17 protein-coding genes and 1 pseudogene are annotated in these 22,858 nt (G+C 36.3%); 5 read left to right on the top strand and 13 right to left on the bottom strand.

Annotated features, from left to right (window positions below):
- Positions 1-128: 128 nt before the first annotated feature.
- Complete coding sequence (locus QNJ50_RS12170; RefSeq protein WP_300635618.1) at positions 129-2,738, bottom strand: dynamin family protein; 2,610 nt, start codon at positions 2,736-2,738, stop codon at positions 129-131.
- A 766-nt stretch (positions 2,739-3,504) separates the two neighbouring features.
- Between QNJ50_RS12170 and QNJ50_RS12165 the strand changes: the two genes are divergently transcribed.
- Both QNJ50_RS12165 and QNJ50_RS12160 read left to right on the top strand, forming a co-directional pair.
- Positions 3,505-3,663, top strand: coding sequence for a hypothetical protein (locus tag QNJ50_RS12165; RefSeq protein ID WP_300635616.1), 159 nt, complete (start codon positions 3,505-3,507; stop codon positions 3,661-3,663).
- A gap of 797 nt (positions 3,664-4,460) precedes the next feature.
- Positions 4,461-5,057 (top strand): hypothetical protein, encoded by a 597-nt coding sequence (locus QNJ50_RS12160; protein WP_300635614.1) that lies wholly within the window; start codon positions 4,461-4,463, stop codon positions 5,055-5,057.
- A 704-nt stretch (positions 5,058-5,761) separates the two neighbouring features.
- On the opposite strand, the gene QNJ50_RS12155 is transcribed toward QNJ50_RS12160, so the two are convergent.
- On the bottom strand, positions 5,762-6,217 hold the full coding sequence (locus QNJ50_RS12155; RefSeq protein WP_300635612.1) for a hypothetical protein: 456 nt from the start codon (positions 6,215-6,217) through the stop codon (positions 5,762-5,764).
- A 169-nt stretch (positions 6,218-6,386) separates the two neighbouring features.
- Between QNJ50_RS12155 and QNJ50_RS12150 the strand changes: the two genes are divergently transcribed.
- Positions 6,387-6,857, top strand: a complete 471-nt coding sequence (locus QNJ50_RS12150) for a lipocalin-like domain-containing protein (RefSeq protein ID WP_300635610.1) — start codon at positions 6,387-6,389, stop codon at positions 6,855-6,857.
- A 22-nt stretch (positions 6,858-6,879) separates the two neighbouring features.
- Here the strand turns inward: QNJ50_RS12150 and QNJ50_RS12145 are convergent, their stop codons facing one another.
- Together QNJ50_RS12145 and QNJ50_RS12140 are read right to left on the bottom strand one after the other, a co-directional pair.
- On the bottom strand, positions 6,880-7,590 hold the full coding sequence (locus QNJ50_RS12145) for a serine/threonine protein kinase (protein ID WP_300635608.1): 711 nt from the start codon (positions 7,588-7,590) through the stop codon (positions 6,880-6,882).
- 253 nt (positions 7,591-7,843) lie between these two features.
- The gene (locus QNJ50_RS12140) at positions 7,844-8,548 is read right to left on the bottom strand and encodes an ROK family protein (RefSeq protein WP_300635606.1); all 705 of its coding nucleotides are present in this window, start codon (positions 8,546-8,548) and stop codon (positions 7,844-7,846) included.
- Positions 8,549-9,127: 579 nt separating this feature from the next.
- Between QNJ50_RS12140 and QNJ50_RS12135 the strand changes: the two genes are divergently transcribed.
- Both QNJ50_RS12135 and QNJ50_RS12130 read left to right on the top strand, forming a co-directional pair.
- Positions 9,128-9,922, top strand: a complete 795-nt coding sequence (locus tag QNJ50_RS12135) for a creatininase family protein (RefSeq protein ID WP_300635604.1) — start codon at positions 9,128-9,130, stop codon at positions 9,920-9,922.
- A gap of 198 nt (positions 9,923-10,120) precedes the next feature.
- Positions 10,121-10,624 (top strand): 2TM domain-containing protein, encoded by a 504-nt coding sequence (locus QNJ50_RS12130; RefSeq protein WP_300635602.1) that lies wholly within the window; start codon positions 10,121-10,123, stop codon positions 10,622-10,624.
- Here the strand turns inward: QNJ50_RS12130 and QNJ50_RS12125 are convergent.
- The 9 genes and pseudogenes from QNJ50_RS12125 to QNJ50_RS12085 all read right to left on the bottom strand — a co-directional run.
- Positions 10,617-10,982: pseudogene (locus QNJ50_RS12125) on the bottom strand (IS66 family transposase); the annotation flags it as partial. The gene QNJ50_RS12130 and the pseudogene QNJ50_RS12125 overlap by 8 nt on opposite strands.
- A gap of 87 nt (positions 10,983-11,069) precedes the next feature.
- On the bottom strand, positions 11,070-12,359 hold the full coding sequence (locus QNJ50_RS12120) for a glycosyltransferase (protein ID WP_300635600.1): 1,290 nt from the start codon (positions 12,357-12,359) through the stop codon (positions 11,070-11,072).
- 250 nt (positions 12,360-12,609) lie between these two features.
- A complete protein-coding gene (locus QNJ50_RS12115) occupies positions 12,610-13,830 on the bottom strand; it encodes a histidine phosphatase family protein (RefSeq protein ID WP_300635598.1) in 1,221 nt (406 codons plus the stop codon).
- Positions 13,814-15,670: an ABC transporter ATP-binding protein gene (locus tag QNJ50_RS12110; protein WP_300635596.1), complete on the bottom strand. Its 1,857-nt coding sequence runs from the start codon at positions 15,668-15,670 to the stop codon at positions 13,814-13,816. The genes QNJ50_RS12115 and QNJ50_RS12110 overlap by 17 nt, the downstream gene beginning before the upstream one ends.
- Before the next feature lie 73 nt (positions 15,671-15,743).
- Positions 15,744-16,961 carry a glycosyltransferase gene (locus tag QNJ50_RS12105; RefSeq protein ID WP_300635593.1) on the bottom strand — a complete coding sequence of 406 codons (1,218 nt, stop codon included), beginning with the start codon at positions 16,959-16,961 and terminating at the stop codon, positions 15,744-15,746.
- Positions 16,962-17,042: 81 nt separating this feature from the next.
- Positions 17,043-18,299, bottom strand: a complete 1,257-nt coding sequence (locus tag QNJ50_RS12100) for a glycosyltransferase (RefSeq protein ID WP_300635591.1) — start codon at positions 18,297-18,299, stop codon at positions 17,043-17,045.
- 1,171 nt (positions 18,300-19,470) lie between these two features.
- Positions 19,471-19,830 carry a response regulator transcription factor gene (locus QNJ50_RS12095; RefSeq protein ID WP_300635589.1) on the bottom strand — a complete coding sequence of 120 codons (360 nt, stop codon included), beginning with the start codon at positions 19,828-19,830 and terminating at the stop codon, positions 19,471-19,473.
- 85 nt (positions 19,831-19,915) lie between these two features.
- Positions 19,916-20,584, bottom strand: a complete 669-nt coding sequence (locus tag QNJ50_RS12090) for a response regulator transcription factor (protein WP_300635587.1) — start codon at positions 20,582-20,584, stop codon at positions 19,916-19,918.
- Positions 20,585-21,211: 627 nt separating this feature from the next.
- The gene (locus QNJ50_RS12085) at positions 21,212-22,810 is read right to left on the bottom strand and encodes a HAMP domain-containing sensor histidine kinase (RefSeq protein WP_300635585.1); all 1,599 of its coding nucleotides are present in this window, start codon (positions 22,808-22,810) and stop codon (positions 21,212-21,214) included.
- Between the last annotated feature and the right edge of the window lie 48 nt (positions 22,811-22,858).

The following is a 22,858-nucleotide window of genomic DNA, read 5'->3' as shown; positions in this document are numbered from 1 at the left end:
CACTTTGGAGAACTTTTCGGTCTTAATAATTCATTTGTAACCCATTCCTAAAACTCCTTTCTTATCTTCCTTCTCCTGCTGTGCTTACTTACGCCCCACTTACGTTAACGCTGTAAGCGCGGTCTGTCCTATCTTCTGTCTCCTGTCTCCTGTCTCCTGACTCCTTCTTCTGGAAACGAAATCCTCGGTATTTGCGACAATGTTTCTAACCAAGGTGGTGTGGGTGCTGCTGTACGTTGTTCTGCTGAAGCTATATATCTTAATAATGGTTCGTTCCTTGATTTGAGCAGTTGTTGCAAACTATCTAAAATTTCTTTTAATGCTCTATAAAATGTAGATTTAACTTCTTTTGTTAGCTCGCTGACATATTGAGTTAAATGCAATCCGGCGCTAGCTGTAATTTCATTACGCAATCTTAAGACAGCTATTTGATGGTTAAAAGGTCTGGGGGGTACGGGATATTTTTTATCGGGACTCCAATCAAAGATTTGACCTTGGATGTGTTTATTATCTTGACGGGCTAGAGGAAATAAGTTTTCGGCGTCTATGGATCTATTTTTTCCATTTGAATTACCACCAAGTCCGCTATGTTGAATTACAAGGTTTTGCCATTTTCTCACCGGATCTATTGCTCGCATCAGGTTACGGAATAAGCGTACTTGATTTTTACCAAAGTTTTGTTGAATGTGTTGCTCCATTTCCGGTATAACAATTTCGAAAATATTATTTTTGTCTTGTTCGACCTCGATCGCTAATTTATGAAATAGGTCTTTGACTGCTTCAGTTGTATATTCGTGGGCGAATATCTGCATTTCTTCCAAGCTCTGAACGAAAGCAGGATAAAAATCATCGCTCCGAGTGGGAAGAAAATCTTCTACTTCTTCATCACCAAAGAAGCTTTCAGTGGATGTGAGGGAAATGGTACCGTTTTTGGTGCTGTCCAATAATAAAGTCCATTCACTCCAATCAAAGAAGATTTTGTGGGTTAATTCGTCTTTAACAACATCGCTTACTGTTACTCCGTAACGATTTTTCAAAATTGGTTGTTTGTCTAGATCGTCTTGGAATTCCCTGTAGGTACTAACCAAGTTTTCAATGGCTTCTCGGAGTTCCAAAAAAGCTGGATTTTCTACTACCGGGATATATGCAGGGATCTCTTCGAGAATATTGGCTAAGTTATCTTGTTCTTGACGGATAATTTGAGCGGAACGTTGGGTATCTGCTACAAGTTGCTTCATTCCATGTAAAGCGACATGCTCTTTGAGTAGGGAACGTAATCTTCCGATCCCACCATCTTCTACATAATCACTCAACTGTTTTTTCAAAATGCTTGTAGGTGGAAGCATTTCGCTTAATTGTTGCCATTTTTGTCGCCACTCTAACTCTTGGGGTTTGTTGAGTACGTCTAAGTCGGGGAGAAATTCTGGTGAACCAACTTGTATCAATCGGGAAATTTCTGCTAGTTCTTTCAATCCATAAATTTGGGAAAGTAGAACAATATTCTTTTTCTCTGTTGTTAAATTACTTGCACTTGCAATAATCAGTTGGAGAATTTTTAGTTCTTCTAATACTGTTTCTTCCGAAAGTAATAGTTCCTCTAATAGCTCATTAATTAACCGTTCATCACTGGAGGTTACGGGTAATTGATTGAACCTACCCACACCAACGATAATTCTATCCTTAAGGTCTTGTCCCTTATCCTTTTCAAGCATACTGCGAATTTTCGCTGCCGTTCCACCTCCGGGATATCTTCCATTCAGCAGTAGCAAAATAGTTTGCACCTCTGCTAACTCCCGCAAAGATAAAAAAGCATCCCTGACTCCAGAGTCAGCAGCACCTAAACCAGGAAAGTCTAACAATACAAATTCATTTGCGCCCTGTAACGAAGATAAATCCCAAATTTCCTGAGATACCTGTACCGTGACATCAATTCGTCGAATCAAAGAAAAACTGTTATTTAAATCTTTACTTGATGGAGTTGTATAATTTTCCCAATCTTCTTGCACTTTAGGAAGGTCTTTAAATTCAAGTTCTAAAATGTTCATCGGCGGTTCAACTAACTTTAGTCCTTTCCTCGCCGTTTCATAATCTATTTGATAACTTCTGCCACAAATTTGACTCCCGTAAGCAGTGTATGTCCTGATAAATAAAACTAATTCCCGCAGTAGCGATCGCAATTCTAAACTTTGAGTTTCCTGCCAAACTTCCTCACACCATCGTAAAATTCCCTCGGTATCTACCGTATCGGTCGGCTGCAAATTTTGGAGAATATCAAGTTGAGAAACACTTACATTTGAGGCTTTTGCTCGTTGTTCTGTTTCCTTGAGCATAAATCTCAAACATTCATTCACCCCCATGTGGGAAAGATACTCTACCGTAAATTTACCAACTTTGGTGGTTTGCAAATTGGGTTGAGCAACCAGATGAATAGCAGTGACATTACCTGTAGTTGGAGTTTCACTTACAGGAAGTGCATCAGCATAACCAATTAAACTACCAATTAGTAAAGTTTTACCGCTACTAAATTCCCCCATAATGCCGATTTTCACCGGGGAAGAAGCAAGTTCAACCGTTTTTTGAGCGTAGGAACGTAATCGCCCGACTGTTTCCTGAAAACTGTTAGGGAACCAAACTTCTTCTGGTGGTGGGTTTTGCGACAATAACTCTAAGCTTTGTAGTATCGACTCTCCATAATCTTTGTAGCGGCTTAACTGTTCTACTGCTGTATCGCTTTTCATAGTTGCTCCCAAGTCATACAGGTTTTCCCTACCCAAATCTCGATCGCCCCAAATACACCTTGGTTTAAATACAATTTAGCGGGGGTGTTTTACAGAATGAATCTTAAATTTATCAATTTTAAACTTGTTAATCTTAAACTTATAAACATGAATCCACTCCCTGTATCAGGATCATATATTTTTTCCATGAGAATGAAACAGGGAACAGGGAACAGTTTTGTGGATATGTCAGCAATGGGTGAAAGGTTAGCAACGAATATTGAATGATGGATATTAAACGGTAGATAGGTAGATATTGAGAAACTGATGAAAAATTGTTAGCGGATGTTAGGTTACCGGTATTTAGTAATGGATGTTGAGAAAAAAAACATTAGCAACGGATAGGGTTGCTGTGGGAAAAAACCAATATCCATCCGTTTTAACTCTTTTATCCGTTACCAAATTTCTCATCTCTTACCGGTGTAGTCAAAATCAAACATTATCTCTATAGTAAGTAAGCAATTAGCTAGACTCGAACTAAAACCCGCTTTAGGATTAGCAATGACAACCAAACTGAAAAAGTTCTGGAAGTTTTTCAAAAATAATATTGGGGAGCATACTATAGTTGGGCAATACCTCAGCTGCTAATATCTCGGAGATTAGTTATTTGGAGAAATTCATTGGAATGAAAACACAAACTGGGAAGGTGTATGTCGTTTAGAAACTGCCAAAAATCTACCAGAAGCCTTAAAAGAACAATTGGGTTTGGATATCGCTCCAAAGGAAGATGAAAATTAGAAATTATTTATGCGCGGAAAATTTAGAACCATTTTTACCATTAATGCTTCCGAAGATGGTAGCATATGATTCTCAATTATATTTAGTAAATATTACGAACAAGAAAAATTACCAATATAAACTAGCAGCGATCACTACTCAAAAGTAAAAAATTATTCATATTTTACTATTCTTAAAAACAAGTTTTAAAGAGGGGTTAAAAATTAAAATTAATAATCAATAATCAGTAGTGCACCAAAAAAAATAGCATAGAATCAAACATCGCATCAAATATATGTTTGATTGTTTGTACTGTTTTTAATTCAAAAAATACAAGGTAAACTATGTAATTTCATTGATACTTATGCACGCCAAATAACTTCTATTTGGTCACATATAAATTATGATTTTGAATCAATTTAGAACCTAATATTCATCACTTCAAAATCAACTACTGATTTAGCATATTCCTTACTGGGTAAAGATTAGCCAATCTATTGCCTGTGGATATCACCTAGTGCAGGCATATAAATTTACTAATACTAATCTATCAAATCAAAGCTAGTTTTGATTAGTACTAAATTCGAGCTTTTATTTCAGTCGTTTAAGTTAATCTATCAAAAGAGTTAGCCAAAAAAAGTTCCCTAGAAACAGTAGAGTTTTTATTATGGGAACTATTGATGTATTGAATAGTTACTTATGGTATTAAAATGCAAAATGGCTATAATAAAAAACATGGTTGTTCACATAATTTAAAATTCAAAAATCTAGTTTTGAATTATATGTTCATTCCTTACAAAACTAATCTCAATTATGTTTTTATTTGAGTTATTTTTTCAAGATTCATAAATATAACTCACAAAAAACATAACTAATTAGGAATTGGCTAAGGTTTATTTTAAGAAAATTGACCAAAAATGCCACTATTTAGGGCTATTTGCCCAATTTTACTTGTAATTACAACAAATGACAGGTTTTCAGACAATGGATAGTGTTAAATATGAACCCTCTCGAGTAAATATGGATGTTTTTGACTTAGCCAAGTTATATAAAGGTTCGAAGTCGAAAGCTACAAAAATGAATGATTCTTTAAAAGCAGGATTAGAGGAAGGAGAAATAGCTGAAGTTCTGGGAAAATTGGATGTTATTGAGTCTGCTGCGACTGGTATTGTTGGAGCCGGTATATCTTTTGCCATCTATAAAGCTCTAAAAGAATTTCTGCACCTTGAAGGGGCACGACGCCGAGGTGAACTAACCAATAGTGAAGTTATAGAACGAGTTAGTGATATTGCTTGGAAAGCAGGTAAACAGGGTGTGGCTGTCGGTGCAATTTTGACATTAGTTGTCATGATTTTTGGTAGCTCTATTCTTATTCCTCTGAGTATTATTTCTCCTTTTGTTGGTATTCAAATGGCAGGAAGTTTATGGCGATCTTTTTGGAATGGTCTTGATGATTCGCAAAAAGAGGAATTGAAAAATTCGGCGAATCAACTTGGAGGTAAGATTAAAAACTTTTTTGCAGAACTAGACAAAACCGAAAAAGATCCCTTCAAATCCTTATAGTATTATCTAATCAGAATTTGTATAAAATAATTTCACCCTAAATTATTTGGGTTCTAATCAATAATTTATGCAGAGATGTAGCATTGCTATATCTCTGCAAATTTAAATTTCCAATAAATAAGCGGTCGAATTTAATTAGTTAAGCATTAGACATCTCCGGAAAAGAATGTAAAGACGTAGCAGAGCCTTTGGCGTCGGCGGATCCGTAGGTGACGTAGTCAGAGCCTGCGGCGTCGGCGGAGCCTCTAGCCTCTGCTACGTCTCTACAAGGATTTTGGGTTATACATATTTAATTTCCGGAGAGGTCTATTTAAGAAAGTCAAAATAAGCTTCAATATATTTTCTTAGGTGTATAGAAATAGTATTTATATTAGGACTTACGCACTCATTTAGCATTTAGTAAAGCTTATCCAAATCAGATTTTTAAACCCCTAAGAATGAAATTTTTTCCACACTTCTCACACTTTTCACACTCCTTCTCTCATTCTTAAAAGGGTATATCAACCAATTTGGTATGACTACAGCATTGGGAGTCTCTTGGGAAGAAATTATTTCTAACTTGAGATTCCTATTTCCTTGTGAAAATCATTTACTAACCCCACACACATTACCTTACTGTAAATAACTTAATTAAATTGTTCGTGCGTAAATCCTGAACAGACAAGAATTCAACTTATGCTAGCGATCGCTTATAAGTACTTTTACTAAAGTGCATAGAAAGCGATACCTTCTTTATAATCTTTATCTAAAGTCCATCCTGCTCCAACATTAGGATCCTTAGAGTAAAAATGTCTAAAACCTCCAATATCCTCTTGCTTAAAATAGTACTGATAAACGGGTGTTGCACTTAGAGTTGCTTCTGCACATGCATAGAAAGCAATACCGTCATTATAATCTTTGTCTAAAGTCCAACCAGCTTCGACATTAGGGTCTGTAGAGTAAAAGTATCTAATTCCTCCATAAGGTTGTTCTACATAATATTGATAAATTGGAACAGTACCTTTTTGTTTATCTTTGAAAGCTTTGAAAGCTACACCGTCGTTACAATCTTTATCTAAAGTCCAACCAGCCTCGACATTAGGGTCTATGGAGTAAAAATATCTAATTCCTCCATAAGGTTGCTCGGCATAATATTGATAAACAGGAACTACTTTGGACATAATCTTATCCTTAATAAACTATAAATTTGTTACTAGAATTTGTTAGTGATTTTGCTCGAATGAGCTTGTGTAAAATGACTACATGAGGGTATTAACATTTTTCGGAATAATGTAATGTTGAAAGTCTAGCTAAAACACTACCTTTAGAGGAACTGAATAAATAACATCTATGAATTTATCTACCAAAGACAACCCCTTAATTGGGATTTGGAAACTAGTTTCCGTTACTGCAATACTTCCTAATGGAAAAATTGAACCCAAAGCTTTTGGAACTAATCCCACGGGCTATATTACCTACACTCCTGAAGGTAAAATGATGGTGATATTTTCTCGAAGTGATCGCCCACCCTTAAGTGGAAATGCACGTTCTACCCTTAGTAAAGCAATACATTCTGTACCAGTAGAAGAACGCGCCGAAGCTTTCACTACTTTTAATGCATACGCAGGAACATATACTATCAATGAAAATACTGTGACCCATCATGTAGAAGTTGCATCAATGCCAAATCGAATTGGTCAAAATTTAACCAGGATTTTTACCTTAGATGGAAATCGAATCAAATTAAAAACACCACCGAGCAAAAGCGATGATGTTCCAAAAATATTTGAATTAGTTTGGGAACACGTTGAAATTGAATAACAACAAAAGCAATATTCAACTTTTAACGGACACCACGATTTTGCTTTTGTTCCCGTTTGAACATTGTAAGTAATTTCTCACACCTTGTTTTAAAGTTACCTACAGCCCGATAGCTTTTGCGCACAACATCTAAAACACCGTAGGGAACCTTTAGTCGCAATGGAGAGATTAAAGGACGATAAAGCAAATAATATGCTTTTTTCAGGTTTTCCCATTTTGAGCATTCTTCCTCATCTAGGAAGTCAGAAATATCTACAACTAAACCCCTACCGTTATACATCATTACGTTGCGACCGTGAATATCATGGGGAAAAAGACCGCGATCGCGTGCATAATCCAGAGCTTTATCGATATCTTGGATCACCTTTCGGGGAATCGGTATACCGAGATTCATACAATCATATAAAGTTGTTCCATATAACCGTCTCAAGATTAAAAATCCATCTTTAGCGTAGAAACATTCAGAAAACGCAGGATGGGAACCCAAGCGTTGGTAGACTTCTACTTCTTCCTCAAACCCCGAACGTCCTGGTGCGTAAATCTTCACCACAAGATTTGGATAATTGGGGTGATAGAAAACAGCAGCATAGTTACCTGTACCCAAAAGGTTCCAAGGAGTAGGAATATAACTGACCTGTATGGGATCGTGTGGGTTGACGCTCTTTATCCTTAGCTTGGGTAGTAGCTCAAACTGGATACTCCCCACAAGTTGGTTTATGTGCAATTTATCCATAAGGGACAAATATATTACCTGTGGCAAAACGAAAAGAACAAATTAACCCACTCAAGTTAACTTAAAAATTCATTAACTTAACAATTTTAAATTTGATGAGATGGGATTGTGTAAAACAATGTAGCCTGATATACAAATATCATTCTAACAGAAAATAATCTAATGACACATATGATAAATGGGACAGCAAGAGCAATTAAACAGACAGAGAATTAATTGTAATGCCTTTAATTGTAGTCATATTACTTAATATTTAATCTCTCCATAAAGCAATACCACCTAATAAACCATATACATTGGGAATAATCTTCACATTCGACGCTAAATCTATTTGTACTTTTCTAGCTTCGCCACCACCAATGTATAGGTAATCATAATTAAATACATTTTGTAATAGTTTAGTTGCTTTTTTTAGTCGCCGATTCCATTTTCTTTTGCCAATTTTTTTTAACGCGATCCGTCCTAATTGTTCTTCATAGGTTTCTCCTTTACGAAATTTATGGTGCCCTAACTCTAAATTTGGTATCAATTTACCATTAACAAATAAAGCAGAACCAAAACCAGTTCCTAAGGTAAGAACTAATTCTACACCTTTACCGGAAATTGCACTCAATCCCTGCATGTCTGCATCGTTGATAACTCGTACTGGTTTTTGTAATTTATTGGATAGTGCAGCTTCTAAGTTAAATCCTAACCATTCAGGATGTAAATTGACTGCTGTTTCTACTACACCATAACGAATCACGCCGGGAAAACCAACAGAAACTCTTTGGAAATTACCTTGAGAAGATGCTAAACGTAAAATTGTATTAATCATAGGATCCGGTGTAGCTGGTTGGGGAGTATCTAAACGCATCCTTTGTGTCAAAGGCATTCCTTTGATATCTAGTACTATTACTTTGATCCCACTACCACCAATGTCAACAGTTAAAGTGCGAATATTGCCATTTTGTTCCATAAATTTACCTCTATTCCTAGGATATAAATAACAGTTTTAAAGTTTTTCTTCTTAAATAATTAGTAAGTATTCATTTACGTGTAGATTGCAGCACAAAATTTTTCAAATCCCTTAGAAAAATTAGATATCAATTTCCGACATGTATATAGCGACTCGCAAATTAGTATAGAAGTACAGCTACGAGCCTGAATCTTATTTTTAAAGCAGATTCTACTCTTATTTCCTAACTCCTGGATTCTGCTATAAATGCTTGCGATCGCATTCCCGAAATTACGATGAATAAATATGAAGAAACATGTATATTTGTAGCATCTTAAGCACAGCTTAAATTTTGCGAAAACGATCTAATTACGAATTTTATTTTAAGTGTTATGCCAAATATCATAATTAATCCCTCTAAGGCAGGTAAAATCTTTATGTGAAGCTGAATTAGTCGAATGAAGGTCAACGACCCCTCACTAAAATGAAGAATTTCCCAGCAATTAGCTGTTATTTTCTTGGTTGATCAGCACAGTTGTGGTCCAGTTGACTAGTTTAAGAATCATTTTTAACTAAATTTCATTAGCCTCATTATTGATTATGCATGGTTTTATACCCCCTAAGCGTTTTTTCCCTTATCTTTCCTGGACTGATATAGAAGAAATGCCTGATAAAGAAAATGTAGTTATAATTCAGCCCGTAGGAGCAATAGAACAACATGGGCCCCATTTACCATTGATTGTTGATGCTGCAATTGGGGCAGGAGTTTTGGGAAAAGCTTTAGAAAAACTTGATACTAGTATACCCGCGTATGCTTTACCAAATATTTATTACGGAAAGTCCAACGAACACTGGCATTTTCCCGGTACAATTACCTTGAGCACAGCAACTCTGACAGCCATTATTATGGAAGTGGGCGAAAACCTTTACCGGGCGGGGTTTAGAAAATTAGTATTAATGAATTCCCATGGTGGACAACCCCAAGTAATGCAAATGGCGGCGCGGGATTTACATGTCAAATATGATGATTTGATGGTATTTCCATTTTTCACTTGGAGAGTACCTAACATTACCAAAGAATTATTAACTTCCAAGGAAGCAAAGGAAGGAATGCATGCTGGTGATGCTGAAACCAGTATTATGCTGGCTTTATTACCACAACAGGTAAAAATGGAAAAAGCAATTGCTGAGTATCCCCCAGCACAACCAGAAGGAAGTTTGTTGAGTCCGGAGGGTAAATTACCTTTTGCTTGGACAACCCGCGACTTAAGTAAAAGTGGAGTAATTGGAGATCCAACAACTGCAACAAAAGAAAAAGGTTGGCAAATTCTTGAATCCGTTTCCGATGGTTGGGTAAGTGCGATCAAGGATATTTACGCTTTTGGAAGATTGTAGTTCCAGGTGTTAATTAAAAGTAAAAATTTGCTAATTGTCTATATGGTTAATGCTGTACGTCAACTCCCAACTTCGCTAGATTTGTTACTCTAAAAATAGCTGAATTAATCCTGAATTAATATTGATAGCTGTTAGTTTGGTGTGTAGTATTTGAAAGGTCTTCAGCCGTAACAATAATTAATATTAGAGATTTGTACTATGACAGAATTTGAATCAAAACAAGCTCATTCTTATAGCCAAGAAGATGTACAACAGATTCTGCATTTAGCAATTTCTCGTCAAGTTGATGATGATGACAAGGAATTTTCTTATCAACAACTTTTGGAAATTGCTGTGGAGATGGATATTTCTCCTGAATCCCTAAAATTGGCTGAAAGAGATTGGAAAAATTTAAGAGGAGAATTACAGCATCGGCAAACTTTCAATACTTTACGTCGTACTAGATTCAAAAAACGCTTGGGTAATTACGTAATTGTAAATACAATTTTGATAGTTGTGGATTTAATGGGTGGAGGTGGTTTCGATTGGTCGCTATATGTTGTCTTATTCTGGGGAATGGGATTAGCTCTTGACGCTTGGAATAGCTTACAAACTAAAGGTGAAGATTACGAAGCTGCTTTTCAAAAATGGTATCGCAAGCATCAAATTAAAAGTTCTTTCGACAATATTCTAAATAAGTTCTTTAAAGCAACTTCAGGATAAATAATTTGTTTGTACTTCCTTAACTCCTTTGACCGTCCAAGGTGTCTTGTCACTATCGTGACACGCTGCGCTAAGATCTACATGAATATTGGGCTGTTCGACTTTAACCCAATTTTCCAATTCCTCAACAGGCTTTTTTATTGCTTGTGCAACCATGCAGATTTTTTGCAACTAAGGTACCTTCTCCAATATCTATCTGTCCCAATTCTTTGATTAACTCACGGATTTTTGAATATGGCATGTGGGCATAATTCCCTAGCCAACCTATTAATGCTTGTAAGCGTAGTCCTAAATCTTGCCCTGGTATTATCGAATTGCTCCAATCTGGAACACAAACTTCCCCACAGTGGCTGCACTTAGCTAGAGTTAAAAATTAACAAATTACCCACTCTAATAACTATTTTTGTTCGCATTCGAATAATTGAGCAAGATTAAAAACTGTAATTCAAGTATTATTAGCTACAATCATTTTCGTAGAGGAATCTAGTTGATAAACTTGAGATTCTAAAAGTTGCTCGTAGACAGAGACTAACTCACCATTGAGTTTATTCATGTCATATTTTTCCTCTACCTGCTTTCGACCATTTTTTCCCATTTTTTCCCATAATTGTGGGTTTTCTATAAGTATCTGTATTTTTTCCGCTATAGCATCAGAATTGCGTTCGGGAACGAGAAAACCAGAAATCTCATCTTCTACTAATTCGGGAATACCACCGTGGAAAGTACTAATGACGGGTAAACCCATCGCCATGGCTTCTTTTAAAGTATTTACGGGTGCATCTTGATTTCCATCAGCAGCAGTAACGCTGGGAGCAATAAAAATGTGGCTGCGATCCAAAATGTTAGCGATTTCTGAGGAATCTTTCCAACCAAGTAACTTTATGGTGTCACAAACTTCCAGTTCTGCGATGAGTTGTTGGAAATTATTCATTAATTCGCCATCACCAATGATGTTATATTCAAGATTGGGATAAATGTAAACTATTTTTGCTACTGCACGAATAGCATATTCTATACCTTTTTTTTCAACCAGACGACCTGTAGTCGCAATTCTAATTTTCCCATCGTTGGGAAAGAAGCGAGATTTGAAAGCAAATTTAGAGCAATCAATTCCCGAACCGTGAACGACTATTTTTTTTGGGTCGCAACCAAGTTTTACGGCGCGATCACGGAAAAAATTACAATTAGCAAAGAAGAAGTCTCCCTCAACAAAGAGTTCGTCATAAACGTCTTCTCCCTGTTCTTGAATATGTCGGCTAATATCAATTCCACGAAAAGTAGTGATAATTTTACCACTAAGTATGCCAGTTTGACGAAACTTTAATGCCACATGTCCAATTGTGCCAAACTGACAGTGAATAATATCATATGAGCGATCGCTAAGTAGGGGGATCGATCTGTATAATGCTTTTAAGGAGGTAATTTGGTGACCGTATCTAAAAAAATTCAATAATTTTAAGCAGTCTAAAGAACCTCGTTGAAGATTATAAAAAATCAATCCCAGACCTTTAAGCAATCGCCATAGATAGTTATCAGGTCGGGTTGGAGGATAATAAGTACGTTCCATCAGGCGATATTTTTCAACTGCTGGATGTACTTTAGGCATATTAACAGGAGGACCGTTCACTGCATGGATATGAACTTCATGTCCTCGGTCGATTAATCCTGTAATTTGATTTAAGATAAATGCTTCTGAAATAACTGGGAAACGCCACACTAAAAACGCTATTTTCATAGTTTGTTTTATCACAAATCTTGTAACATCAATGCTTCAGTTTTATTAAAATTTGTTTGTACAAGGAAACAGGTAATAGGGAAAATTTTCAAATTATTAATATTTTATCAAGGGTAAAATGATTTAAATTTGTTTTATTTATCTTCTAGGGTGTTAATTAAAAACAGATTTGGGTAAAAAATAGGTTTGGATAAAAAGTGCTTTAATTAAAATTTTAGATGAGAAAAATCACACTTTGGCTCAGAAAAATTTAAAACAGATAACTTTGAGCAAATTCAGGTTTATAGATTAAATATTTTTCTGATTCTGACGTATTCATTGCTTGTAAAACTGGAGGAAGCTCAACACTGGGGTAGTGAATTGCGCTGATTGTTCCTGGTTGTAGATTTAATTTTTCTAAATTTTGGCAACTCATTCCCAAGATATTACCTATGAGTTTCTTAATAGTTTCTAATTCAGCTACAACTAGCCCGTTAGATAACTTGTTTTCTGTGCTGATTTGAAGTCTTTTCTTAATTATATTTGTATAATATTGCAGAAATTTTGGAGAATTTGCCGAGATTTGTGATGTGGCTGGATGATATTTTAAAATCTTTCGTCCAGTCTCAAAACAATTATTACTTTCTTCTAAAATACTAAAATCTAAAATAACATCTCTCAAACATGAAATTAATTTATGTTTCTTAACTAAATTGTTTTCGGGAGATACTAATAATAAACGTATACCTCCAGCACCCTCTTGAAGTTTAGGCATAGTATAACCCATATGAGAATTTAGGTTCATTGCTTCGAGTCGTCCTGACCCCAAAGAATTATCGCTAAATTGCAATACACTAATGCCGCAATTTGATTGTTGAATGCAATGATAGCGTTTGGGTTCGATTCCCAGTGCTATACTAATTAAAGCTCGGTTACTACCTCCATGGGCTATAACTAAAATAGTTTGACCAAAATGATTCCGTAGTAAATCTTGCCAAAATAAGCGAATCTTGCTGTAGAGATCGATCAGGGGATAAAAACGAGAAACACTATCTACTTCATTATCTACTCCTTCGATAGATTCCATGAAAAAATCCTGGGGACTATGCTTCCATGTATGATATTCTTCGGGAAAATTTTTCCGTACATACTTAATCCCTAAACCTCGCCATTGCGGTAAATCTGTTTCCCAAAGTAAATCGCTGGTATGAATAATTTTCGGCTCAAAAGTATTAGCGATTGCTTGCGCTATCTCTTGGGCTGTATCATAAGATCGCCTTAAGGAACTGGAATAGATTAGATCCAAATTTTTGTTGTTTAATCCTAATTCTGCCAAATAAATTCCAGTGTGTTGAGCATCAAGAATCCCATTAGTTGTTAATACAGAATCATTACAACTGCCTTGGTATAATTCAAGCCGATTATAAGTACTTTCTCCATGACGTAAAAGTATTATTCGAGTCTTGGAATCTTCCTTAATTTCCGAAGGCATAAGTATCTCCTCTGTATTTATCCTCACTCACAATGTTTTGCAGCCGATACAAAGTTGCATAGCAACCACCCAAGCGCATTAGTTCTTCATGAGTACCTTTTTCCCGTACGGTCCCGCTTTCAACATAGAGAATTAAATCTGCATCTTGAGTTGCTCTGAGGTTGTGGGAAATCATGAAAGTTGTTTGGTCTTGGGTTATTTGTTTGAGAGCAGAATTTACACTATGCTCGCTAGCGCTGTCCAAACCGGTTGTTGGCTCGTCAAGAATCACAATTGGTGCCTTACGAATAGCCGCCCGAGCAATAGCAATTCGCTGTCTTTGACCACCTGATAATGTTGCACCGCGTTCTCCCAAAACTGTGTCATATCCTTGGGGTAACTTCATGATAAACTCATGGGCATTTGCTAACCGAGCAGCTTTTTCTACCTCTTTATTGGAAGCACCAATCTTACCGCAAGCAATGTTTTCTCGGACACTAGCTGCAAATAAAACACTTTCTTGCAAAACTATACTGATTTGTTGGCGCAATGAGTCCAATTTATACTCACGAATATCCTGACCGTCAATTAAAATTCGACCTTCTTGGGGGTCATAAAGACGAAGAATTAAGCTAAGTAAAGTTGATTTACCATTACCAGAGGGTCCAACTAACGCTAATGTTTGACCCGGTTGTACCGAGAAGTTAATGTTTTTTAATAAGGTTCGCTCTGGATCGTAACCAAAGCTGACATTTTCAAAACGTACCGCACCAAAGAAAGGATGAGCTTTTTTGGAATTTGGTAAATCTCGCACATTTGGTTCGTATTCCAATAGTTCGATTACCCGTTCTCCCGAAGCTACAGCCTTAGTGATTTGGCGGATTTGGTTGGATAGTTTGCGTATGGGTTGGAAAGCATTCTTCAAGTAAGTGATAAATACTAAAAGTTCCCCTGGAGTTAATTCTTGGTGTTGTACTACTTGGGAACCGCGCCATAAAACTACAGCGACGATTAAAGCCATTAATACCTTGACGGTTCGTTGTAACGCAGCGGAAAGTCTTAAAGACTGAATAACTTCCTCTAAACTTTTCTTGTTTTGCTCAACAAAGATACTCTGTTGGCGATCATGCAAAGATAGCGCCTGTATGACCTTAATCGCACCCATCGTCTCGCCAGTTGTAGAAGCTAAAACCCCTTCAGATTGGCGATGTTGACTAGAAAAACTCCGAATTCTTATTAGTAGGTGGGCATTCAAAATTATAAACAAAGGGAAAATTGCCATCGCTAGTAATGCAAGCTCCCAATTAAGCCAAAACATTACTATGGACATACCCAAAAGGAATATCAAATTTGTTACTAAGGGTAAAGCATTGCTAATGGCGACATTCCGCATTTTGTCCATATCGGTTGTCACCCGAGTAATCAAGTCTCCACTCTTAAATTGCTGGTGAAAAGAAAGAGACAAGCGCTGTAGGTGAGAGAAAAGTTTACCCCGTACTTCCGATAGGATTTGCACCACAACCATTGAAATACCGTAGGTGCTGAGATAAGATGCCATACTGGACAAACCTGCGATTCCCACAATACCTGCAGTCAAAAGACCGAGCAATACCATCGTCGGCATCCCAAAAGCCCCTGCAGCTCCTGGAGAATTATTATGTGCTGGTATCAGAATATGGTCAAATACATATTTAAGAGGCCAAGGTTCTAATAACTGCAATCCCGATTCAAATAACAGCGCTAGAAATGAAAGTGCGATCGGAATTTTGTGTTTGCGAAGATAGGGAGACAATTTTCGTAATATTTTGAAAATTCCGGAGATAACTCCCTTAGTTGTTTTTTGTTTGCGTCGATTTTTCATTTGATTTATGTCAATTGTTTTTTCGCAAAGTTAGAGGGATTTGATGTTTCATAAGATATATCAAAATAAAAAATTAATATTTGATCATTGAAGGTTGATAATTCTTAATTATTGAGGCTTGACTAACTCCCAAAAATTGTTCCAGGATATTCAGAGTTTTTTGTGCACCTTCCAAATCAAATAAGTTGGTATAATTTTCGATTTGTTTGTGATTGAGAGATTCAATAATTTTTGCTGCGAGGTGGTTTGCTTTTAAAGAATTCGGATCTACAACTTGTACAATCCCTAGCTTCTCTAACTTCTTCGTCCTAATTAGTTGTTCGTTATCTTGGCTGTAATGTCCGATAGGTGCCACAATGGAACGAACACCTGTTCTGAGAATATTCATAGTAGTATTATAACCAGTTAAACTAATAGAAAGTTCTGCTTTTTTCATATATTCAGCTAACTGGGAAGTGTATTTTTTTAACTTAATATTTTTTTGATTAGCAGCAGCTTTTTGTAAACTTAAAAATTGACTATCTGGCATAAAAGGACCAGTAAATATGTGAATATTATGAGGAATCTTATGTGCTAAAATTTTACCGCTTTCGACAATTGTTTCTAATAATCCATAGCCTAATCGTCCACCACCAACACTAGCAACAATAAAAGGCTTATCAACATCTATATCTAGCTGCTGGGATTTTTGTAAGTTTTCTTCCAATGATTGAGCTACAAACCCAGTATATTTAACTTCGCATCTAAGTTCTTGATGTCTGGGAAAATTATCTGTAAATGTTTGAAAACTTGGATCGGAATGGCAAAGAATCAAATCAAAATATTGGTTGATGAGTTTACAAATGATATCTGATTCTTCATTGAGAGTTTTTCTACCAATTACATCTCTAATGCTAGATACAATTTTTGTTTCAGGAGATGAAGATTTTACATGTTCTAGCAAGGGAAGTAATTCAAAGAATAACTTATGTCTGCCAAAGGGGAAAAATTCTGTAATTAAACAATCAGGTTGGATTCGGTCAAAAGCAGTTATCAACTGATTATTTCTAATTTCTTTGACTTGTTCAACACTCTGACAGCCCTCAGATATTTGAAATTTACCTTTCTCCAACCAAAGAGATGGCAGAAAAATTGATTTGACATTTTTAGGAATTTCAAAACCTTCTACAATCGGACCACCATTAATAAAGTAGACTTGAAATCTTTCTGCTAAACTCTTTACAATTTCTGTACTTCTAACTAAATGCCCCATTCCTGTCAAGTACTGACAATAAAACATAATTTTTTTCATAATAATTAGTTCCCGAATAAATATTAAAATTGGTTGGTATATGTAGATGAAGGTTATTTAAGTACAGATTATTAAAACTGCTTACTGTAATGCGGCAACTAAATTGGATGATTCTGAATGGGGAGAACTTATGTAAAAAACTTTACTTTGTTCTACTTTCAAAGATAACAGCTGACCAATATAATGGGAAATTCTTGGAAGTGCATTAAGATCGAGTTGAATTTTAGGAGTAAGTTGGTCAAATGATAGCTGACTCAATAAGGAATTTGCCAGGGCGTCAGGGGTTAAATGCTGTGGATGAATCATTTTGCATAACCCTAACCGACTGATTCTCGCTGCACGCATTAATTGCTCTTTAGAAGGCTTAAACCTAGGTACGATAGTTGCAGGTTTTCTCGCCGAAAGAATCTCACAGACTGTGTTATATCCACCCATTCCAACTACTGCATCTGCAGCGGTCATATAACTCATCAAATCATCTGTAAACTCTCGCATTTCCACCTGTGGATGATTATCTGCCTTCTCAAATAAAGATTTTCTTCGAGATGCACACATTTCCGGACCGCAGAGAACTAGACTTTTGATTGTAAATTGCTCTTCCTTAGAGAAAACATCTAAACCAGCTAAGTAGGTATCGATTAAATGATAACCATCTTGTCCGCCACCGGGAGTAACTAAAACAAGACGTTCGTCTGCAGATATTTTTAATTCTTGACGGATCAGTTCTGCACTTTTAGAACCTGCTTCACGACGAATATAGCCACAGTAACTAGTTTTATGGGCAATTGCTGTTGGAAATTGATATTTTCTGCAAACATCAAAGACCTCAGGCATTCCTACAACTAAAATCCGGTCATAAAATTTTTCAACCGTTTCATAGTAGGATTGGCTTTGCCATTCCAAAACAGTTTTTTCTGGAGTATCAAGAATATCACGTAATAAAAGGACTAACTTCGTTTGGGGAAGAGAACTATTGAGATAATGGATAGTCTGCTGTAACTCGTTTTTTAACCCGTAGGGTTTCTTGTCCACCATCAGTAGATCGGGTTTAAAGTTAACCGCTGCAGATAAAATTAAATCCGACCTTAATTTGACTGTTTCATTAACATCAGTACCCAAATACTTCACCGAAACTTTGCCAACTTCACCACGATTAAGACAAGGAAGTTTAATGTAATCTAATCCTGGTGGTAAGCGAAATCCTTGCAACATCGGCGAGCCAGATATTAACAGTATTGAAAGATTATTTATCTCACTCAGCAGATGTTCGCATATAGCCAGCATCCTCCGAATATTCCCTAAACCAAAAGCATCGTGAGAGTAAACCATCAGTCTCATAGTTCGATTTTCCTCGATTTTTTGGACTGTTTAAAAACTGCGATTTCTTACTAAATCCTGTTTCCTGTGGTAGAAATCTTCGTCATGTGAGAAATCTTGAATCTGGCAAATTGCTTGTCAAAGAAAAGAGTCAGCCTCTAACCTTAGGGAAGGTCGGCTTGTATTTTGTAAGGTTTTTATTGACCTTACAGCCTTTGAAGGCTGACTACTTTCTGGGTTTTGGCTACCAGAGAAATACAATTGAACCGAGATTCTCTATATACAGATTCACAATTCGTGATGAGTTATGAATGAAGTTTTCATGAGAAATTTCTCATAGAAATCACAGTTTTATACCGGATTATGAGCTTCGGGGTTTACGCAATTCTGCTGGTAAGCGGAAAAAGGCTGGAGGGAGTAGAAATTCTGTAGCCAAAAGTTTGGTTTCAAAGCCTTGTAGCAAATGCTTAACCTAGATATTACATAATAGTAGTTGTCTGGCACGATCCCAAAAAACCTTTATCCTTCCAGACAAAAAACTGTATATACTACGCTGATTAATTAACATTAGATAGATGATAAAAAATATTCTATCGTGACATATATATTACATAGATAAAAAATAAACACATCTTCAGCCAGTGAAAGCCATAGTAGGATATCACCCTAAAAATGCTTTTACCTACAATATCTCCAACATCTAAGTATTGACATTTAACTGCATACTTTAGCGAGCTAAAGACAAAAAAATATGGCGTTGCTGATTTATGATATGAATTTTCTTATTTACACAATTGAGATCCTTGTAGAGACGCGATATATCGCGTCTCTACAGTCATGATTCATACTTTCATTCAGCAACGCCAAAAATATTATCTATTTTAGGTAAAGCCTAGCTATATACAGTGCATATTGACTCACAAAAAATTATTTTTCACCAAGCAGTTTCAATGCAGAATTTGCAGTTTCCCCTGAAAACACTAACTTGGGTTGATTAAAATCAGCCAATTCAAGATTAGCGAAATTATAATTTTTAAAGCAATAAGTTTCTATCTCAAAATGACTTTATTTGCTTAAATACAATTTCACAAGCAATACTATATTCCAAAGTCACATAATTGTTGGCAGGTATAGTGCTGTTAACTTATCTTTTGAAAATCACTAGATTATATTTTCCAACTATTACCATAAACTAAGCTGGTAATTGTGCAACAACTCTTTGTAGTAAATCCTTAAAGCGAAAAGGTTTAGTGACATAATCATTCGCGCCAGCACTAATTGCTACTACTTTATTGCGATCGTCGCTATTAGCAGTTACTACAATTACTGGATAGAGTTTCCCTTTGTTGCGTAGTTCTCGCAAAACCGTCCAACCATCCTTAATCGGAAGACCCAAATCAAGTAATACCAAATCAAAATCATCGGATTCAGCTTTGAGTATCGCTTGCTCTCCATCTTCTGCAACCGTAGTTTGAAACCCACTCTTGCGTAAACCTTTTTCAACAAAGGCTGCAAGACGGGCTTCATCTTCGACTATTAAAATTTTGTTCATTTTACTACTTTGTATTATTGCTTCATATTAAAGCTAGATTATCCTAGTCAAACTTCAAAACTAACTATCTTTTAAAAAAGTTTGTTCACACCCGCAAACGATACCCCATACCTCTAACAGTTTCAATTACATTATTCCCCAGTTTTTTACGCAGATAACCTACATAAACATCTACTATATTAGAACCAGGATTATAATCATACCCCCAAACTCGATCTAATAATTGTTCTCGACTCATAACTTGTCCGGGATGACGGAGAAATGTTTCAGCTAAAGTAAACTCCCGGGCTGGTAAGTCTACGATTTCATTTGCTACCCGTGCTTTACGAGTTCGCAAATCGAGTTCTACGTTACCTGCTTTGAGAATATTTTCTTCCTTGGGAAACCCTTGACTTTTCTTGCGTAGTCTGACACGAATCCTGGCTAGGAGTTCTTCAAACCGAAAAGGTTTGGTCATGTAATCGTCTGCACCACCTTCAAAACCAGCTATTTTGTCGTTAATATCATCACGGGCAGTGAGTATGATTACAGGTAGCTGCTCTCCTTGTCCACGTATTTCTTCTAGTACTTCCAAACCATCTTGACCCGGTAGCCCTAAATCAAGTATTAACATATCAAATTTTTTGCCAACAGCTAACCTTAAGACTTCATCAGCAGTTGATGCAACTGTAGGAGTAAATCCATTAGCGCGAAGTCCTTTTGCTATAAAAGCTGCGATCCGAGATTCGTCTTCAGCAATTAGAACTTGGGTCATAAAAACATCATCAGTATTTACTAAGCAATTATCAATATCATAATTATTGGGAAAAATTATTATTTCCCTAAGAAAAATTTAAGTTTGTTTGATGATAATTTAAATGGAATGAGAATTTCATTTTTGTGCGATTGTTATTTGTCTTAGGATTCAAGAGAGTCATAAGTTGTAGAGAAGAGGCTTAACGCCTACGCCGCACGCAGTTTCTGTGCCATCTGTACAGGAGTCAGCAGTACAACTCGAAACATTTATATGTGCTTTTAAGAAGAACTTATATTGTGTCTCTTTGATTTGCAATCCGCCATAGATATAAATTATTAATTAAGCGGAAAAAAAGTGCTGCGCTCGAGTCTTTATGTCGATTCCGTACTTATATACCTGTCATTATCTATACATCTTACTATCCTGATGAGTTATAAATAAGTTAGGAATGAGAATTTAATAAACTGCAACTCTAAAATTTGAAATGGTGCGTTACGCCATGCTAACAGCACCCTACTTTTGTACTTTATTTAATCTACATTCCTTAATGTCTAGGCAATTTTTAAATAATTAAGAAGTCAAGATACCATGATCGATTACTTGACAAAATTAGTAGGGTGTCGGAATTAGCAAGATTTGGAAAATCTATACTTTCATTTCTTGTGGTTTTTCTTCAGTCTTTAGTGGTTGCAGGGGTAAGATAATCGTAAAAGTTGAACCTTTTTTTGGTTTGCTTGTAAGGGTAACTTCACCATCATGGGCTTCAACAATCGCCCTAACAATGGACAGTCCCAAGCCCGCACCTTCCGAACGACGACGACTATTCGCTGCACGAGCAAAACGTTCGAAAATTCGTTTTTGATCCTCGTAAGCAATTCCTTCGCCGGTATCTCGTACCCAAAAATGCACCTTATCTTCGATTAAAGCAGAACCAATTGCAATGGTGTCGTTGTAAGTAGTGTAATGTGTTGCATTACCTGCTATATTCATTACAGCTTGAGTAAGGCGTTGACGATCTATTACTATCTGACACGCAGCAGTTCCATCCAAGCACCAATTACGATCGGCTAAACCCTTTGCTTTAATAAATAATTCTTCTGTCAATTGCTTAACGTCAACGGTTTCAAGTAGTAAGAAATCTGGACGTTCTGCTTTTGCCAATAAAATCAAATCTTCGACAAACCGACTCATGCGATCTAATTCATCTAAGACCAACGCTACAGTTTCCTCTTTTTCTTCGGGATCGTCTCCCATCAGTTCTAAATGTCCGCGAATAATTGTAATTGGCGTTCTCAATTCGTGTCCAGCGTCATTAATAAAACTTCTTTGAGTACTAAAAGCTGCTTGTAAACGATCCATCATTTCATTAAATGTGGTCGCTAATTCTGCAATTTCTCCCTTTCCTTGGACTTGAATGCGTTGGTTTAAGTCTGATTCACCGATGGAACGTGCAGTAACAGCTAATAACCGCAGGGGAGAAAGTACCCAACCAGAAACAACCCACGCTAATATCAAGGCTATGATTAAGATAATACAACTGACTTGAATTACAACGTTGACAGCTTCAATAATTTCTGAACGTTCGCCATCAATAGTGTGAGCAACTACAAGTGCTCCCAAAGTTTTACCTTCAAATGTTACTGGATAACCGATGTAAATTATTCCACCTGTTTCTCCATCGGTAGCTTGCATTTCACCTTTTGTTGGTTTAGTTAATTTTGCCCAATCCTGCATTAACTTTGTATCTCGGTCGAAGATTTCTGGTCTACCCCTGGGACTAGATTTAAAAAATCTTCCATCAACAAAAGTTAACAAATATGTATCATCTTCAGGAAGTTGCTTTGCCATGAATGCATTGAAGAAGTCTTCTAGTTTTGCGATGGAAGATGGAGGTTTGAGGCGTCGTTTCAGTTCTTCATCTCCATATTTTAACCATAGGGGGATCTCTTCTATTCCATCACCCATATCGAGATATTCAGAAGATGTATCATTGTCAACTAATTTATTAAATATGTACATCTTTTCCTTAAGTTCTCTACGAACTCGAGTATCAATGCGCTGATATAGAAGTAGACGAAATGCTGGAATAGAAGCGACAAAGATAAAACCAACGATTAATACATACCAAAACAAGATTCTGGTTCTTGCAGCCCAAAAAAAACCTCGACGAGGATTCAAGATTTGACTTTTGATTTTAAGATTCTCTATTTGAGATGGAAATTGGTTGCTATTGGTACTATCCATAACTATCCGAGCAATAGCTAATAATTTGCGTAGGGAACTAAGATATAC

The organism is Mastigocoleus sp. MO_188.B34 (genome assembly GCF_030065675.1).
GTDB lineage: Bacteria > Cyanobacteriota > Cyanobacteriia > Cyanobacteriales > Nostocaceae > Mastigocoleus.
The sequence above is the reverse complement of the archived record's forward strand: the minus strand, read 5'-3'. Positions and strand labels throughout refer to the sequence as shown.